Annotated in this window: 13 protein-coding genes; 9 read left to right on the forward strand and 4 right to left on the reverse strand. The window is 63.7% G+C overall.

Going from position 1 to position 16,565, the window contains the following annotated elements:
* Nucleotides 1-67: 67 nt before the first annotated feature.
* Nucleotides 68-1,531, reverse strand: a complete 1,464-nt coding sequence (locus tag LB554_RS05055) for a phospholipase D-like domain-containing protein (RefSeq protein WP_224583391.1) — start codon at nt 1,529-1,531, stop codon at nt 68-70.
* Between the two features lie 462 nt (nt 1,532-1,993).
* Here LB554_RS05055 and LB554_RS05060 point away from each other — a divergent pair, with 462 nt between their 5' ends.
* The 7 genes from LB554_RS05060 (at nt 1,994) to LB554_RS05090 (ending at nt 10,413) form a co-directional block, all read left to right on the forward strand.
* Nucleotides 1,994-2,188 carry a hypothetical protein gene (locus LB554_RS05060; protein ID WP_015315963.1) on the forward strand — a complete coding sequence of 65 codons (195 nt, stop codon included), beginning with the start codon at nt 1,994-1,996 and terminating at the stop codon, nt 2,186-2,188.
* A gap of 724 nt (nt 2,189-2,912) precedes the next feature.
* Nucleotides 2,913-3,332 carry an AraC family transcriptional regulator gene (locus LB554_RS05065; protein ID WP_015315964.1) on the forward strand — a complete coding sequence of 140 codons (420 nt, stop codon included), beginning with the start codon at nt 2,913-2,915 and terminating at the stop codon, nt 3,330-3,332.
* Between the two features lie 197 nt (nt 3,333-3,529).
* Nucleotides 3,530-7,948 (forward strand): YadA-like family protein, encoded by a 4,419-nt coding sequence (locus tag LB554_RS05070; protein WP_224583393.1) that lies wholly within the window; start codon nt 3,530-3,532, stop codon nt 7,946-7,948.
* Between the two features lie 91 nt (nt 7,949-8,039).
* On the forward strand, nt 8,040-8,588 hold the full coding sequence (locus LB554_RS05075) for an invasion associated locus B family protein (protein WP_140665245.1): 549 nt from the start codon (nt 8,040-8,042) through the stop codon (nt 8,586-8,588).
* Nucleotides 8,589-8,601: 13 nt separating this feature from the next.
* The gene (locus tag LB554_RS05080) at nt 8,602-9,291 is read left to right on the forward strand and encodes a hypothetical protein (protein ID WP_224583395.1); all 690 of its coding nucleotides are present in this window, start codon (nt 8,602-8,604) and stop codon (nt 9,289-9,291) included.
* Nucleotides 9,292-9,337: 46 nt separating this feature from the next.
* On the forward strand, nt 9,338-9,799 hold the full coding sequence (locus LB554_RS05085) for a DUF4189 domain-containing protein (RefSeq protein WP_015315968.1): 462 nt from the start codon (nt 9,338-9,340) through the stop codon (nt 9,797-9,799).
* 68 nt (nt 9,800-9,867) lie between these two features.
* On the forward strand, nt 9,868-10,413 hold the full coding sequence (locus LB554_RS05090; protein ID WP_224583397.1) for an invasion associated locus B family protein: 546 nt from the start codon (nt 9,868-9,870) through the stop codon (nt 10,411-10,413).
* A 121-nt stretch (nt 10,414-10,534) separates the two neighbouring features.
* Here LB554_RS05090 and LB554_RS05095 read toward each other — a convergent pair whose 3' ends face one another.
* The 3 genes from LB554_RS05095 to LB554_RS05105 all read right to left on the reverse strand — a co-directional run bounded on the left by LB554_RS05095 (nt 10,535) and on the right by LB554_RS05105 (nt 14,356).
* Entirely contained in the window at nt 10,535-11,845 is a 1,311-nt protein-coding gene (locus LB554_RS05095; RefSeq protein ID WP_140875314.1) for an NRAMP family divalent metal transporter, read from the reverse strand.
* A 145-nt stretch (nt 11,846-11,990) separates the two neighbouring features.
* The gene (locus tag LB554_RS05100; RefSeq protein ID WP_318013194.1) at nt 11,991-13,541 is read right to left on the reverse strand and encodes a GMC family oxidoreductase; all 1,551 of its coding nucleotides are present in this window, start codon (nt 13,539-13,541) and stop codon (nt 11,991-11,993) included.
* A 143-nt stretch (nt 13,542-13,684) separates the two neighbouring features.
* Complete coding sequence (locus LB554_RS05105) at nt 13,685-14,356, reverse strand: GntR family transcriptional regulator (RefSeq protein WP_140617621.1); 672 nt, start codon at nt 14,354-14,356, stop codon at nt 13,685-13,687.
* A 169-nt stretch (nt 14,357-14,525) separates the two neighbouring features.
* Between LB554_RS05105 and LB554_RS05110 the strand changes: the two genes are divergently transcribed.
* Both LB554_RS05110 and LB554_RS05115 read left to right on the forward strand, forming a co-directional pair.
* Nucleotides 14,526-15,362, forward strand: coding sequence for an alpha/beta fold hydrolase (locus LB554_RS05110; RefSeq protein WP_140617622.1), 837 nt, complete (start codon nt 14,526-14,528; stop codon nt 15,360-15,362).
* A gap of 44 nt (nt 15,363-15,406) precedes the next feature.
* Nucleotides 15,407-16,546, forward strand: a complete 1,140-nt coding sequence (locus LB554_RS05115) for an FAD-dependent oxidoreductase (RefSeq protein WP_140721548.1) — start codon at nt 15,407-15,409, stop codon at nt 16,544-16,546.
* Nucleotides 16,547-16,565: the final 19 nt, after the last annotated feature.

Raw genomic sequence — 16,565 nt, forward strand, 5'->3', positions numbered from 1 at the left:
TTGGCGACACCCTATCCGGTAAACACGTCGTTTTCTTAAAGACAGGTTTTTTCCCAGAGATAGTTTTCTAGAGATAGGGAGATCCCAGCCAGAGCATGCGATCGAACAGCCGGATGATGAACGGACGCGCCCGCAAGGAGGCCAGCGTGACTGGGACGGCCGTTTCGATCGCCGATCCGATCCGGGTCTCGATCTCGGTGGCAAAAGCCGCATCGAGGACCTCAAGGTCGATCTCGAAGTTGAGCCGCAGCGAGCGGGCATCGAGGTTGGAGGACCCGACATAGGCCCAGACGCCGTCGATCGAAAGCAGCTTGGAATGGTCGAAGGGCCCTTCCGTGCGCCATATGCGGCAATAATTCTTCAGGATCTGGTCGAATTGCGCGGTCATGGCGCGATCGACAAGGAAGAGGTTGTTCACCGCCGGCACCACGACATCAATCTCGACGCCGCGCCTGGCCGCGGTGATCAAGGCACTGATCAATTCCCGGTCCGGCAGGAAATAGGGCGACATCAGCCGTATCGACTTGCGCGCGACCGAGAAGGCGCCGATCAGCAGTTTGTGGTTGGTTTCGTTGCTTGCATCCGGTCCGGATGCGACCGCACGCACCAGCATCGGCTGGCCGGCGGGTGGCGAAACCGGTGTGATCCGCCAGGCATCGCCCTTCAGCGCCTCCTTGGTGGCAAAGCGCCAGTCCTCGGCGGCGACGGAGAAGAGATCGGCGACAACGGGGCCGGTGACCTGGAAATGCGTATCCCTGGCGCTTTTCGACCCGGCGAACTCCGCCGAAAAACCCTTGCGGATGTTCATGCCGCCGGTAAAGGCAACCGTGCCGTCGACCACCAGGATCTTGCGGTGGGTCCGCAGGTTGGCATAGGGCAGGCGCAGGCCCATGACGATGTTGCCGTTGAAGACATCCGCCGTGATGTTGGCGCGGCGCAGATGCCCCAGGATGCTGGGGACGGAGTATCGTGCGCCGACGGCATCGATCAGCACACGGACGGTGACGCCGCGCTGGACGGCGCCGGCCAGCGCTTCGACGAAAAGCAGGCCGACGGCGTCGTTGTCGAAAATATAGGTCTCGAGCAGGACGCTGCGCTCGGCCCCGTCGATCGCCGCGCACATGGCCGGGTAGGCCTCGTCGCCGCTTTCCAGCACCTCGATTGCATTTCCCGGGTTGAGCGTTCGCCGCGCCACCCTGTCGCCCAGCGTCCTGAGGCCGGTGAACCGCTGTCCATAGCGTTCGATGATCAACGCCTCTTCGAGGGCGACGTCGCGTTCATGCTTGGCCGACACCAGGCCATCGGCGAGCGGGCGCTGGGCGCTGATCGTGGCGCGGCGGATGCGATTGATGCCGGCCACGGCATAGATCAGCACGCCGAGGATCGGCGACAGCACCATGATGCCGACCCAGCCGGTGGCGGCGCGGACGTCCTCCTTGGTCATGACAGCATGGGCAATGCCGATGGTCGCCATCACCACCGAGATGATCGCCAGTATTTGGGGCCAGTGAATCGCCAGGGTCTCGAACATTGCCGGGACTATCCAGCGAGCGCCCGCAGAAGGCAATGCAGCCGGCCGTATCCACGTCTCTGCATGTGCGAGAACGGCCGGCGCACGGTTATTTGAGCAGGCCAACCAGGACGCTGAAAGCGGCGTCGATATCGGCGCGGACCGCGGCGTTGACGGTCTCGCCGTCGCGAGCACGGTAGGCCGCCGCTGGTCGCGAGAGCCTCGGCCGCCAAGCGTGGCTCTCCTGCTGGTGGGAACGTTCGTTTGAGGATTGAGCAGTTGGCTCGATCAACCTGCGATAAATTCCACCTGAGAGAGCCCAGCCTCACCGCGTGGGAAAGCATAGAGCCGGTGCGATCCGGCGTCATCCCGCGCTGCTTTGGTCATCGAGGGCTTCCTGTACTTTGGTACCGCATCCGTTGTATATCAGAGGGAATGAAATTAGCGATGTAACACTTCGGTTGATGGCGAAGGGGGCGCCGAATGATGACGTTCAACTTCGAGGGGCCACCAGTGGGCGACGGCGATGCGCCGGCCGATTGCCAGGACCAGTTGCTGCCTCTCGTCAATGAGATCGTGCAGGCCGCGGTGGCGGCCGGCTGGAAGCGGGACGATGTTCTTCTGGCTTTCGTGGAACTCGCCTGGGATCTGTACGAGAACCGGCGCGGTGATCTGTAGCAGCGGACTGCCAATCACCGGCTCCGAACGGCGGCTCCCATGCTCGACCTCGCGGGCAAGCCATCAATCAGCGCAGGCTGCGCCAGGCACCTGCCGTCAGCGGTTGACGAGAACACAGAATCGCGCGACCGGGCGTGTCAGCACCGATTGGCGAACTCCTGGATGGCGAAGACCTCGCGCCGAGCGAAAATGAAACGCTCGGCAACTCCCATTCGCCGCCATTCTTTGTTTCTTTTCTCGAATAAAGATTTTTCTTTGCACGTGGGAGTTCTTCCCAAGCGAAGATGGCTGCGTTACGCTGTCTTCGGGGCCGGGAAGGGGATGTGAGGCGTCGTCGAAACGGCTGAGGCAGTGCCAATGAAAAATGCGGACGAGGCACGGGAAAGCGGCATTTCCCGAGGCATCGACCGGGAGCGAGCAGCTCGATACGTCCTGGACATCATTCCTGAAAGCGCAGGTCCCCACGGGGCCACAGCGCAAGGAAGCGTAATTTATTCCGTTCGCGGGCCCGGCTCGCAGACATTCCTGGCCAAGGAGTACTCCGCAGGGATCGTGCTTGCGCCCATGCAGCCTGCGCATCGTTCGCCGTCCGGACGGATCGCTCACATGAACGGGCCTCACGGCGACGCCGGCCCGCGTCGAGCAATCACGAATTGTTTTTCGCGGGAACGGCCAGGGAGGCCTCGGGTTGAACTTTATCTGGAACTTATCAGGAGGCCGAAGAATGCCGGGCGATGATGGTTTCCCCGGGTCAGTTTCTCGAATCAATTCGGCGCGGCAGCCGGCGCTCACTGCAAAAGGCGGGCTTTCTCCCCGCGCCGCACGCAAGGTGCAAGACTTCCTGCACGAGAACTTCACCCGCAAGCTGGCGCTTGCCGAGATGGCTGCGGTGTGCGGGTTGTCGCCTTCTCATTTCGTGCGGGCGTTTGCCAGGACGTTCGGCGTGCCGCCGCATCAATATGTTCTCGACCTGCGGCTGGACCTCGCCGAAAGGCTGCTTGCCGACAGCCGCATGACGATCGCCGACATCGCTCATTCCAGTGGATTTTCAAGCCAGAGCCATTTTACCACCGTGATGAAGAAATACCGGCAGGTGACCCCATTGCAGGCGCGGGTAGGGAAGCTTAACGCCAAGATTAGATGAAGCGTCGCCCACACCGTTTCTTGGTTACTTGGTTTTAAAGCAGTTGCTAAGGTAACGAGCTGTTAACCTCCGCCTATATGCTCGGGTCTTTTCTCACAAGACAGCAATTTCGTGAAATACGGCAAGCAGGAATCATGTCTTCCTGCCGTGGACTGGAATTGTCAGACGATTCCATGCCGGCCAGCGGAGAGGGCACCATGACCGACAATCAGATTTCGAGCGGCTCGCCTGTTGTGCAGCGTCGCGCGGCGCATCTCGCCGGCAACTGGATCGCGAATGCCGATCCTCGCTCTCGCTCGGTTCGCCGTCGTTTGATGGCGGTCTTGCGCATGGCTCATCGCGCGCTGGGTATGGGGCGCAAGCGCCTGGGGCTGGGAACGCTGGGCGTCGGCGGGGCGCCGGCCGCGATGCTGGGCGCCTTCGCGATCGGCATGGCTGCAACGCCGGCCCTGGCGCAATATCAGGCGGGCGGCGGGTCCGCGACAGGCGGCAACGCCGTCGCCATCGGTAACGGCGCCACGGCGAATGGCAATAACAGCACGGCGTTGGGCACCTCCAACAGTGCAACGGGCGACGCTACGATCGCCATCGGCTATGCGATGAGTGTCAATGGCCTCAATTCCATAGGCATAGGCGTGTTCGCGGGCGCGACCGGCGTCAACGCCCTCGCTTTGGGCGGGAACGCCCATGCCAACGGGGACGGAGCAAGCTCGATTGGCGTCAACTCGGTTGCAGCCGCAGGCGCGGCCGCCTTTGGCCTGAACGCGCGTGCCGACGGATTGAACTCGACGGCGATCGGCTACGTTACCCGGGCGACCGGGCTGCGCGCCACCGCGCTCGGGTTTGGGGCAACAGCGTCCGGGCTGGATTCGCTTGCCCAAGGTAATAGCGCCGTCGCAAGCAATCAGAACGCCATCGCCATCGGCTTCCAGGCGACCGCGACCGCGATCAATGCCGTCAATCTTGGCAACCGAACTGTTGCGGGAGGGGGTGCCCTTCAGGAAAGCGCCATCGCCATTGGCACGGACGTACTGGCGTCTCAGGTTGATTCCACTGCGATCGGGCGTCAAAGCAAGGCAACGGGCACGTCCGCCATAGCGATGGGCGTCACAGCCGCGGCATCGGCAACTAACTCGGTCGCCGTCGGCGCCAGCACGGTTGCATCGGGAGCCTTCGGGGTCGCCATGGGTAACCAAGCGCAGGCGCTTGCAGCCGGTGGTGCTGTTGCGATAGGCTCGGGCGCAATCGTTGCCAGCACCGCGACCTCGGGCCTTGCGCTCGGCAACAATGCAAATTCCGGTGGTATTTTATCGGTTGCCGTAGGCGCCGGTACCAACGCCAGCGGCGACAATTCCACAGCCACCGGACGCCAGGCTGTTGCGAGTGGCACAAACGCCTCCTCGTACGGGACAGGATCCAAGGCTACGGGAGACAATTCCCTCGCTGCCGGCGTCAGTTCCAACGCCAGCGGGGTTGCCAGCACCGCACTTGGCATCGGCGCCGCGGCGTCGGCTACGAGCGCCATCGCCATCGGCAACAATGCCGCGGCCAGTTCCACCAACGCGGTTGCCATGGGCACCAACGCCGTGGCGACCGGCGGCCAAGCCGTCTCCATCGGTGCGAACAACACCGCCTTTGGCGACGGCGCGGTCGCCATCGGCGATCCGAGCTTCGCCAGCGGCACCGGCGCCTTCACCGGCGGCGCCAACAACATCGCCAACAGCGACGGCACGGCGACCGCGACCGGAGCCAATATGGCCAATGGCGCCGTCGCCATCGGCAACAACAACAAGGCGATCGGGCAAGGCTCCGTCGCGCTGGGCAACGGCTCCACCGCGGGCGCCGCCGGTTTCGTCGGCAATGTCGCGCTGGGCAACGGCGCCTCGGCGGCGGCAAGCTCGGGCGACGTGGCGCTGGGCTCGGGCTCGGTGACCGCCGTGGCGGTCGGCACCGCCAGTGGGGTGGTCAACGGCACGACCTATGCCTTCCAGGGCACCAACCCGACCTCGACGGTCAGCATCGGCGCGCCGGGCGCGGAACGCACCATCACCAACCTGGCTGCGGGGCGGATCAGCGCGCTCTCGACTGACGCGATCAACGGCTCGCAGCTCGCCGCCACCAACCAGGCGGTCGACGCCATCGGCGCCGTCGTCAACAACATCAATGTCGGCGGCGGCATCAAGTATTTCCACGCCAACTCGACGCTGGCGGATTCGCAGGCGCTGGGAGCCGATTCCGTCGCTGTCGGCCCGAACGCGGTGGCCAACAATGCCGGCGACGTCGCGATCGGCCTGAATTCGACGTCGGGCGCCACGACCAATGTCGGCGGCACGACGATCGGCGGCGTCAACTACACCTTCGCCGGCGGCACGCCGGCGGGCGCCTTCTCGGTCGGCTCGGCCGGCGCCGAGCGCCAGATCCAGAACGTCGCGGCCGGACAGTTGAACGGCGGTTCGACCGATGCCGTCAACGGCTCGCAGCTCTTCGCCACCAACCAGCAGGTGACGCAGAACACGACCGACATCGCCAATATCGGCGGCAACATCACCAATCTCGGCAACACGATCAACAACATCGCCGGCGACACCTCGGCGATCTACACCAACGCCAATGGCGAGGGCATCCGCTATGCCCGCACCAACGAGACCGGCCTGGCGCAGACCGATTCCTTCGCGCAAGGCGTCGGTTCCACCGCAGTCGGCTACCAGGCGACCGCGACCGGCGTCAGCGCGCTTGCGCTCGGCCGCGACAGCGCGGCCAGCATCGACGGCAGCGTGGCGCTCGGTCAAGGTTCGGTCTCTGACCGCGCGATCGCTCCGGCTTCCGGGCAGATCGCGGCTGGCCCGTCCAACTTCATCCAGTACAACACGACCGACAAGACGCTGCTCGGCGCCGTGTCGGTTGGTACCGCCACGGCCTACCGGCAGATCACCAACGTGGCCGACGGCACGCAGGACCAGGACGCCGTGACGGTGCGCCAGCTGGCGGGAGCGATCGCAGCGGTCTCCGCCACCTCGACGAAATATTTCCATGCCAATTCGACAGCCGGCGACTCGCTGGCGGTCGGAGCGGAATCGGTCGCGGTTGGCCCGACCACGGTCGTCAATGGCGACAATGGCGTCGGCATCGGCAATGGAGCCGTCGTCGACCAGACGGCACCCGGCGGCACCGCCATCGGGCAGAACGCCCATGTCATGCTGGCCGACGGCATCGCGCTCGGCACCGACTCCACCGCCGCTGGCGTGCAATCCATCGCACTGGGCGCCGGCGCCCAAAGCACCTTCGCCAACAGCGTGGCGCTGGGCGCGTCATCCATCACCACGGTCGGCGCGCAGGCCGGCTACACAGCCTTTGCCCTCGGCGCCGCGCAGACATCGGCCGGCGAAGTGTCCTTCGGTGCCGCCGGGGCGGAGCGCAAGCTCACCAATGTCGCGGCGGGTTCGGCCGATACGGACGGCGTCAACGTCTCGCAGTTGCGCGGTGTCTCACAAAACGTTTCCAACCTGTTCGGCGGCGGCACCACGGTCAATCCCGACGGCTCGATCACCGGGCCGACCTACAACATCCAGGGCAACAACTACTCGACGGTCTATGACGGCTTCACCGCCGTCAACAATGCGCTCACCACCATCAACAATGGCGGCGGCATCAAGTATTTCCATGCCAATTCGACGCTGGCCGACAGCCTTGCCGGCGGCACCGACGCGGTGGCGATCGGGCCGGAGAGCGTGGCGAGCGGCACCGACAGCCTGGCCGCGGGCCATGGTTCGACGGCCACCGGGCAGGGCGCCGTGGCGCTCGGCCAGGGCGCGCAGGCCAACAATGCCAGCGATGTGGCGCTCGGCTCCGGCTCGGTGTCGCAGACCGCCGTCGGCACGTCCAACACGGTCATCAACGGCAAGACCTACGCCTTTGCCGGCACGACCCCGGACGGCACCGTCAGCGTCGGCGATGCCGGCGCGGAGAGGACGATCACCAATGTCGCCGCCGGACGCGTTTCTTCCGACAGCACCGATGCGATCAACGGCTCGCAGCTCTACGCCACCAACACAGCGATCGAAGACCTGACCAAAACGATCGGCGGCATCGGCGGCACCGTCCAAAACACCGTGCAGTACGACACCGTCACCAATCCGGACGGATCGACGACCAAAATCAACAAGATCACGCTGCAGGGCGGCGATCCGAATGCGCCTGTCGTCATCTCCAATGTCGGCCCCGGCGTTGCCGGCACCGACGCGGTCAACGTCAACCAGCTGAACCTGAACCTGGCTCAGAGCAAGACCTATACCGACCAGGTGGCTGTCACGACGTTGCAACAAGCCAACACTTATACCGACCAGAAGTTCAGCCAGCTCAATTCCGACATCAGCGGCATCCGGGACGAAGCACGGCAGGCGGCGGCAATCGGTCTGGCGGCAGCCTCGCTTCGCTACGACGACCGTCCCGGCAAGCTGAGCGTGGCGGCGGGCGGTGGCTTCTGGCGGGACTCGAGCGCCTTTGCCTTCGGCGCGGGCTACACCAGCGAGGACGGCCGCATCCGTGGCAATGTGTCCGGCACGGCGGCGGGTGGAAATGTCGGTGTCGGCGCCGGGCTGAGCTTCACCTTGAACTGAGGCGGGACCTGGGGCGGGAATGAACAGGCGAACCGGCCATGACAGGCCAGGCCCGAATCCGGGAAACCCGTTTGGTTTTCCCGGACTAGCCATGGCATTCCTGACCTGCCTGGCGCTTGCCGGCGGACTGGCGCCGGCTGCCGCGCAGGCGGCTTCGCCCTATAGGGTCAAGCCCTCCGACGTGGTCGTGCCGCCGGACGTGAAGCTCGGACAATACCAGCGCACCATCCGCCCCTTCGAGAACTGGACGCTGATCTGCGACGAGAACCTCAAGGCGCGCAAGAAGGTCTGCAACGTCTCGCAGGTGATCGAGGACGGGGCGGGCAAGATGGCGTTCAGCTGGTCGCTCGCCGCCACCCAGGACGGCAAACCCTACATGATCCTGCGCACCGCGCCGAACGCCAGGAGCGATGGGCTGGTATCGCTGAAGTTCGAGGGGCGCGCCGAATCCATCGACGTGCATTTGAACGGCTGCAACGAAATGGTCTGTGTCGGCATGCTGCCGGTGGGACCTCTGATGCGCCAGGAGATAGCGCAGAAGGCGACGCCGGCGATTTCCTACCCGACCGTCGATGGCCAGACCGTCACCGTCACCGCAACGCTCAAGGGGCTGTCCGAGGCCCTTGCGCCAGTCAAATAACCGAGGCAGCACCGTGAGCCACCAAGACCCGTTCATCTCCGCGACGCGCAGCAACCCGACCGTCGAGTCGGATCGCAAAAGGACCGTCGAGCCGGACCGCAAGAGGACCGTCGAGCCGCCGCGGCGTTGGCCGCGCGTCATCGGTTTGTGTGCGCTGGGGCTGGCCATGATGGGCATCGGCTTCGCCGCAGCGAACTATGCCGCGATCGCCGGTCTCGTCGGCACGCCGACGGCCGCTCAGGCCGGCACGGCGCCGCCCGCGCTGCCGGACTCGCCCTTCCTCCAACACGTCAAGCAATCCGGCGTGCAGGCCTGCTCGACCGTCTATCCGGTGCTCGGACAGCTCTTGACGACCGGCTCGAAATACAGCGTCAAGTCGCTGTGGAGCGACCAGGCCGCCGACAAGCACGCCGTGCAGGCGCTTGTCGGCCTGGACTATGCGACCGAGCACTACAGCGGGCCGGCCGCCGGCATCGTTTTTGCTTCGCCCACCGCCACGGGTTGCGAAGGCACCATGGTGCGGGTGGCGCCGTTCGCCAGCCCCTGCGCCGACGTCACGTCCGCGCTTCCGCAAGGCAGCAAGATCACGGATCATCTCGGACAGGTCGAAGTCTACGAGCTTGGCGGCAACACGGGCGAAGCCCTTCTGCTGCCGACCGGCAACACGTGCGTGGTGATTTCCATCGCATCGGCGGCCAAGTGAGAATGTCAGGCGAATGGGCGAGGCGCCCTGGAAAGGATTGCGGACCATGAAATCGCGACGTTTGACAGTCTTGTGCATGGCCTTGCTGTGGAGCGGGCAGGTCGTCTCGGCCGATCTGGTGGAGCCGTCCGAGCCACCGCAGGAGGAGAAAGGCATCTGGGCGGCAATCGCCTACTCCCAGACCGATACCAAATACGGCTTCTTCTGGGGCGCCGACAAGCGGCAGGAAGCGAAGGACATAGCGCAGAAATATTGCGAGAATGCCGGTGGAAAGGCCTGCAACGTCGTTACCGTGTTCCGCAATCACCGTCATTGGACGGACGATGATAAGACCGGATTTCCCTACAAGCATTGCGGCGCGCTCGCCGTGGCAGACAAAGTGGAGCACCGGTTCACCCCGTGGGGCGTGAACTCCGCCGAGACCCGCCGGGAAGCGGAGGATCTCGCCCTGCAAGCCTGCGAGGCAGGGGGGACCCAATGCAAGATCCGTGAATGGGTCTGTACGTGACGATAAACACGGGTCCTCGAACCGCTACTTCGGGCATTTGCCCGGCACCCAAGAGAAGGCAGTATTCATTGGTTCGTAGACAGCTTTTCCTGAAGGCAGCCGTCATCTGCGCGGCTGCCTTCGCCGCTTCGGTGCCGGCCGTTTTCGCGCAACAGCAGCAGGCTTCGCTTCCCAATGGCGCATCGTCGCTCCAGGAAACCTATCAGGACTGGCAGCTGGCCTGCGGGATGCAGGACAATGCCCGGGTCTGCACGGTCACGCAGGACCAGACGCAGAAAAACGGCCAGAGGCTTCTGGCCGTTGAACTGCGCGTGGGGCAGAAGGGCGGGCTGATCGGAACCTTGCTGCTGCCCTTCGGCATCCTGTTCGAGCCCGGCGTGACGCCCCAGATCGACGACCAGCCGCCCGTCGGGCCGTTGAAGTTCAGGACCTGCCTGCCGAACGGCTGCGTGGCGCTGTTTCCGATCGACCGGGCGCTGATGCAGAAGCTCAAGGCGGGGACCGAGCTGAAACTCGACGTCACCACCGCGGCCGACACCAAGCTGAGTTTTCCGGTGTCGCTGAAAGGCCTTGGCGCCGCCCTCGATCGCATGGTCGCGCTGAGCGCACGTTGACGAGTAGATGCCAAGCGGCCATCACCAACGAGGGTGCCCTACGCGACTGCCGGCGGATGCCAAGGTCCTCGTCCCCTGCGGGCGCTCAGCGTCATACCGGAGCCTGACCCGGTCGGTCATTTCAAAAGGCCCATTGCAGCGCGAGGCCGATAACCGACAATCCCATCGCAGTCGTCGCGAGCCAGCCGAGAAAGCGCAGCCAGCCCTCGACGGGGAATTCGCCCATGATTTCGGAACGCCCGGTCATCAGCATCATGACGACCATTACGGGGACCGCGCATATGCCGTTGATGACGGCGCTCCAGTAAAGCGCCTTGATGGGATCGATCGGCGTCAGCATGATCCCCATTCCCAGCACCACGGCGGCGGCCAAGGTCGCATAGAATGCCAACGCTTGCTTCGGCTTGCGCTCCAGCCCCACTGGCCAGCGGCGCGCCTCGCCCACGGCGAAAGCGGCCGAGCCGGCGAGAACCGGCACGGCGAGAAGGCCAGTGCCGATAATCCCCATCGCAAAAATCACAAAGGCGAATTTGCCCGCGACCGGCTCCAGTGCCTTGGCTGCGTCGGTGGAGGAATTGATGTCGGTCACCCCCGCCTTGTGCAGGGTGGCGGCCGTGGTGACAATGATTGCAATGGCGATCAGGTTCGAAAAAGCCATGCCCACCAAGGTGTCGGCGCGAATGCGCTGGAACGCGCGCGGCGCCTGCCATGGTGCCCATTTCAGCGGCTTGGCCTTCGGGTCGATCTTCTCCTCTTCGACCTCTTGCGATGCTTGCCAGAAGAACAGGTAGGGAGAAATCGTGGTGCCGAGTATGGCCAGAAGCGTCGTGAAGAACGCCCGGCTCCATTCGACATGCGGAACAACGATTCCCTTGAGCGCCTCGCCCCATGGGATATCAGCCAGAAACGCGGCCACCACGTAGGCAAAGAGGCTCAGCGTTGTCCATTTCAGGACCGTGACGTAGCGGCTGTAGTCGAGGAAGACGATCGCCAAAACGCATGCCACGCCGAACGCAACGACGTAAAGCGAGCTTGGGCCGCCCACCAGCAACCACAATGCATCAGCCATCGCGCTCAGGTCCGCCCCGATGTTGATCACGTTGGCGGCGAACAAAAGCAAGGCTACAAAATACATCAGCGGAGACGGGTAGTGCCGTGCGAGGTTGCCGGAAATACCTCGACCTGTCGTCCGGCCTATTCGCGCTGCTATCTCCTGGATCGCGACCATGAGCGGAAAGGTGAAGACCATCGTCCAGCCGACATTGAACCCCAACTGGGCGCCCGCCTGGCTGTAGGTGCCGATGCCCGAAGGATCGTCGTCCGAAGCGCCTGTGATGAAACCAGGCCCGATTGTGCGCAGCAGCCGCTGGAATGGCCCTTTTGCCCGAAGATTGCTCTGTTTCTCAGAGACTTCGGCGCTTATGTTGCTCATGCAGGTGCTCCAAATACGGGGTCCCTTCCGTAATCCGCCTGAAGCAAAATTCGGCGATCGCCATTCGGTTCCGTTAGCTATCGCTGAAACGCCGTTGGTGCCGTGTCGCCCGGTCGTGCTTGCTTTGCCGGCGATATGCTATTTCTCAGGCGCGAGATCGAGCGAAGGTCTCGGCGATCGCGAGAACCGCGGCGTGTATAGGTCCCGCGGTGAGACTGGGCATGATCGACGCGTCGACGACAAAAAGATTGTCGAGCGCCTTGAGCCGCAGATCCGCATCGACGACGGCGTCCGGATCCTTGCCCATCCTGCAAGTGCCACAGGGATGATGATGCGTGATGACCGACTGCGCGATGAAGTCGTCCATGTCAGCCGCGCTGTTCAGGCTGCCTGGCAGGAGTTCGCGCTCGCGCCAGCCGGCGAGTTCATCCCGATGTCCGATCGTCCGGGCTGCCTCGAGCGCCTGGCGAAACAGCGCACGGTCCCGGCCGCTTTGCAAATATGCGGGGTCGATGATCAACCGATCATCGAGCTCCGGCCCGCTTATGCGCACGCTGCCGCGGCTCATCGGATGGGTGATCCCGAACAGCAGCGAATATGCGGTGCCGGCGGAAGGCGCCTGAAAGCGTTCGGACACGATGGGCGCGATGCCGCAACCAACGACAATTTCGGGCTGACCGGTACCGGTGAACCCGTCGGCGCGCATATAGGCCATCGATTCCGAGTGCTGGAGGCGCGATGGAGGAACGGGCCTGCGAGCCGCATAAAGGTTGCCGGCGCCAAGCAGGTGATCCTGAAGGTTTCGACCGACTTCCGGCATATCGATCAGGCAGCCAACGCCGGCGGTATCGAGCATGTCGTGCGGACCGATGCCCGAGCGCATCAGCAAAGCCGGACTTTCCAGCGCGCCGGCGCAAAGGACAATTTGATCCGCGAGGATTTCGACCGGACCCTGTCGCCCTGCGATTTCGAGGCCGCGGACCCGATTGCTCGCCAGGTTAAGCCGCCGCACTCGCGATCCCGTGAGGATGGTCAGGTTCTCGCGGCCTCGAACAGCCGGCGTGAGCCAGGCGTCCGCCACCGTAACCCGCCGCCCATCGCGAATGTTCAAGGAGTTCGGGGTGACGCCGATCATCTCCCCGCTGTTGTGCCCTTCAAGACGCGGCAGGCCGAGCGAAGCGCCGGCTTCGATAAACGCGCGCGCGACCGGACTGACCTCGTCGGCCGGCAAATGGACGGGCATCGGCCCGCCCTTGCCGTAAAGGCCGTTGCAGCCGAGCGGGTGATCCTCGATAGCCCGAAACGCGGGCAGCAATTCATCCCAGCTCCATCTGTTATCGCCGGTCGCGTCGACCCATGCCTGGAAGTCCCGGGGATGACCACGCATGTAACCCATCGCGTGCAGGCAACTCGAGCCGCCGACCACCCGCCCGCGCGCCCAGCGATGCACCCGGCCAGCGGTCCCGGCTTGCGGCTCCGTGCGATGGTCCCAATCGTAGCCACGGCCCTGAAGTGCCGGCCATGCGGCGGGGTTCCAGATGTCGGGATCCGCCGCTTCTTCGCCTGCCTCGATCAGCAGAACGCGGCTGTCCGGCTTTTCACTCAGTCGCGCCGCAAGCAATGCGCCAGCCGACCCGCCGCCGACGATGACGATATCGGCATCCCGTTCGCGCTCAAAATTCGCCCAGCTCATCATCACTCCATCTGACGCTTGCGTATTTGGTCGGCAAGTTTGGCGCCGGCACGAGGTGGCCTACGCATCGACCGTTCGCGGACAGTCGATCCGCGACATCCTCAAAGGCTTCGGGTTTCAGGCGGAGCAACTGTCTTTCGAAAAACTCAAATCGCGCTGTCCATGGACATTTTCGCTGCCGCTTTGGCCTTCAACAGGTGATTTTTGGAGGCCTTGCGGGCGGCCTTCTCGTCGCCGGCGGCGATGGATTCGTATATCTCCTTCATCTCCGCCAGGCTGCTCTGTGCCCTGCCATCCAAGGACATCGATCGTCCGCGAAAGAAGCTGATCCTGGCCACAAGGCCACGATGGACCTCCTCAAGGATCGGGTTGCCGCAATTGGCCAGTATGATCGAATAGAAGTCCGCGGCGGTCATGACCTGTGCCAGGCTGTCATTGCTGGACGCCGCCGCTTCGAACGCGGAAAGAGATTTCTCGAGTTCAAGCAACTGCTCCGGGGAAATTCTCGACGCGCAGCGTCCCGCGGCCTCGACTTCCAGCAGCTCTCGAACCTCGTAGATGGCGGTTGCCACCTCCCACGTAAGCGACGGTATCGACGGCCCGCGGTTGGGGACGATCTCGATCAGGCGCTCGGCCTCGAGACTGCGCAAAGCCTCCCTTAGCGAAGGGCGGCTGATGCCGAGCTGTGTGCACAGCTGACTTTCGATGAGGCGGCTTCCCGGCTGGAACAATCCGGAGAAGATGGCGAGCCGTAACTTGTCGACGGTCTCGCGTTGAACTGTTCGTGGGGAAATTCGCAAATTCAAATCTGGAGGCATCTCTAACGTCTCATCGGTTTGAGTCGCAATCTCCTAACCAGCATACGTCACGCCGTGGAAAATAGCCAGATTGTCAAATCTGAAGATTGCAAGAATGTCAGACAATCTGCTTGACGTCCTTCTGGCTGTATGATCCTTTTGACCGAGACGGGCAGTGACGGTGAGGATCATGAACATTGCGGCAGGGATAGCTTCCGACCAATTTGGCTCGCGACGCATCGACACCGGCCGCATCACCTTGAATGCGCGCGAGGCGGGCAACGGCCCGTTGATGCTGTTTTTCCATGGCATTACCTCCAATTCCGCGGTCTTCACGCCGTTGATGGCTCGGCTCTCGGATCGCTTCACGGCCGTGGCCGTCGACCAGAGAGGGCACGGCCACAGCGACAAGCCGGAAGGCGGTTACGATGCGCATGACTATGCCGACGACATTGCCGGCTTGATCCGCACCCTCGACCGGGGTCCTGCCATCCTCGTCGGACATTCGCTTGGCGCGAGAAACTCCGTCACGGCAGCCGTGCGACATCCGGAACTGGTGCGGTCGGTCATCGCAATCGACTTCACGCCCTATATCGAGACCGAAGCGTTGGATGCGCTGGAAGCCCGGGTAAACGCGGGAAGCCAGCTTTTCGAGGATATCAAGGCCGTCGAAGCCTATCTTGCTGGCCGCTATCCGAACATTCCCGCCGACGCCATCAGGATCCGGGCCGAGAGCGGCTATCAGCGGGTCGACGGCGGGCTGCGACCATTGGCGTCGCCCGCGGCCATGGCCCAGACGGCCAAGGGCCTGCGATCGGACCTGGTGCCCGCCTATCGGGATGTGGCGAAGCCCGTCCTTATCGTTCGGGGCGAGGCGAGCAAATTGGTTTCGGCCGCGGCGCTGGCAAAAACAAGCCGGCTGCGGCCCGATCTGCCCGTGGTCGTCGTTCCGGGCGCCGACCACTACGTCAACGAGGTATCTCCCGAGATCACGCTGAAAGCGATCACGAATTTCATCGACGCCTGACGGCCCAGCACGCCGTCTTCTTGTACGCAGCATCAGGATAGAAAATGGCCAATGTAAACAAAACCCAAGGTAAGGCGCGCCGTGCCGAGGTCGCTGGCGGCGGCTTTGCCGGTCTGACCGCCGCCATCGCTCTGAGGCAGAACGGTTGGGATGTCAGGCTGCACGAAAAGAGCTCGGAGCTGCGGGCATTCGGCGCGGGCATCTATCTCTGGCACAATGGCCTTCGCGTGCTCGAAGGACTGGGCGCCCTGGATGATGTTCTCCAAGGTTCGCATACGCCCCCGACCTACGAGACCTGGATGCATAACAAGTCGGTTTCCAAGGAGACGTTCAACGGCCTCCCGTGGCGCATCATGACCCGGAGCCACCTGCATGACGCCCTGGTCAACCGCGCCCGCGCGCTGGGTGTCGACGTATCGGTCAACTCCGAAGCGGTTGCCGCCGATCCGGAAGGTCGCCTGACGCTTCAGACGGGAGAGGTTCTCGAAGCCGACCTGATCGTCGGCGCCGACGGCGTTGGCTCCAAGGTCAGGGACTCCATTGGCTTCAAGCAGGACCGATGGGTCTCCAAGGACGGTCTCATCCGGCTGATCGTGCCTCGCAAGAAGAAGGAACTCGGTCACGGCGAGTGGGACAACACCATAGACATGTGGAACTTCTGGCCGCGCGTTCAGCGGATACTCTACTCGCCCTGCAACGAGAATGAGCTTTATCTCGGCCTCATGGCTCCAGCCGCCGATCCGCGGGGATCGCAGGTGCCGATCGACCTCGAGGTCTGGGTCGAGATGTTCCCTTTCCTGGAGCCGTGCCTGATCGAGGCGGCGAAGCTGAAAACAGCCAGGTACGACAAGTACGAAACGACCAAGCTCGACAGCTGGACAAGAGGCAAGGTGGCCCTGGTGGGAGATGCCGCGCATGCGATGTGTCCGGCTCTTGCCCAGGGTGCCGGTTGCGCGATGGTCAATGCCTTCAGCCTGTCGCAAGATTTGGAGACTGGCTCTTCGGTCGAGGACGCGCTCGTCGCGTGGGAAAAGCGCATTCGCCCGATCACCGATCGCTGCCAGGCGCTGTCCGGCGACTATGCGGCGAACCGCTCGCTCTCGAAGGGAAACATGTTCACGCCGGCGGCATTGGAAGCAGCCCGCTACGACCCGTTGCGCGGCGTCTTCTCATGGCCGCAGTAGCATCGGACGAGCCGCTCAA

It is taken from the genome of Mesorhizobium sp. CO1-1-11, from assembly GCF_020164995.1.
In the GTDB taxonomy this organism is placed as follows: Bacteria; Pseudomonadota; Alphaproteobacteria; order Rhizobiales; family Rhizobiaceae; genus Mesorhizobium; species Mesorhizobium australicum.

Excerpts from the sequence above, each read along its gene's own strand:
- LB554_RS05055 (WP_224583391.1), bottom strand. The coding sequence starts at position 1,531 with ATGTTCGAGACCCTGGCGATTCACTGGCCCCAAATACTGGCGATCATC.
- LB554_RS05060 (WP_015315963.1), top strand. The coding sequence starts at position 1,994 with ATGATGACGTTCAACTTCGAGGGGCCACCAGTGGGCGACGGCGATGCG.
- LB554_RS05065 (WP_015315964.1), top strand. The coding sequence starts at position 2,913 with ATGCCGGGCGATGATGGTTTCCCCGGGTCAGTTTCTCGAATCAATTCG.
- LB554_RS05070 (WP_224583393.1), top strand. The coding sequence starts at position 3,530 with ATGACCGACAATCAGATTTCGAGCGGCTCGCCTGTTGTGCAGCGTCGC.
- LB554_RS05075 (WP_140665245.1), top strand. The coding sequence starts at position 8,040 with ATGGCATTCCTGACCTGCCTGGCGCTTGCCGGCGGACTGGCGCCGGCT.
- LB554_RS05085 (WP_015315968.1), top strand. The coding sequence starts at position 9,338 with ATGAAATCGCGACGTTTGACAGTCTTGTGCATGGCCTTGCTGTGGAGC.
- LB554_RS05095 (WP_140875314.1), bottom strand. The coding sequence starts at position 11,845 with ATGAGCAACATAAGCGCCGAAGTCTCTGAGAAACAGAGCAATCTTCGG.
- LB554_RS05100 (WP_318013194.1), bottom strand. The coding sequence starts at position 13,541 with ATGATGAGCTGGGCGAATTTTGAGCGCGAACGGGATGCCGATATCGTC.
- LB554_RS05105 (WP_140617621.1), bottom strand. The coding sequence starts at position 14,356 with ATGCCTCCAGATTTGAATTTGCGAATTTCCCCACGAACAGTTCAACGC.
- LB554_RS05110 (WP_140617622.1), top strand. The coding sequence starts at position 14,526 with ATGAACATTGCGGCAGGGATAGCTTCCGACCAATTTGGCTCGCGACGC.
- LB554_RS05115 (WP_140721548.1), top strand. The coding sequence starts at position 15,407 with ATGGCCAATGTAAACAAAACCCAAGGTAAGGCGCGCCGTGCCGAGGTC.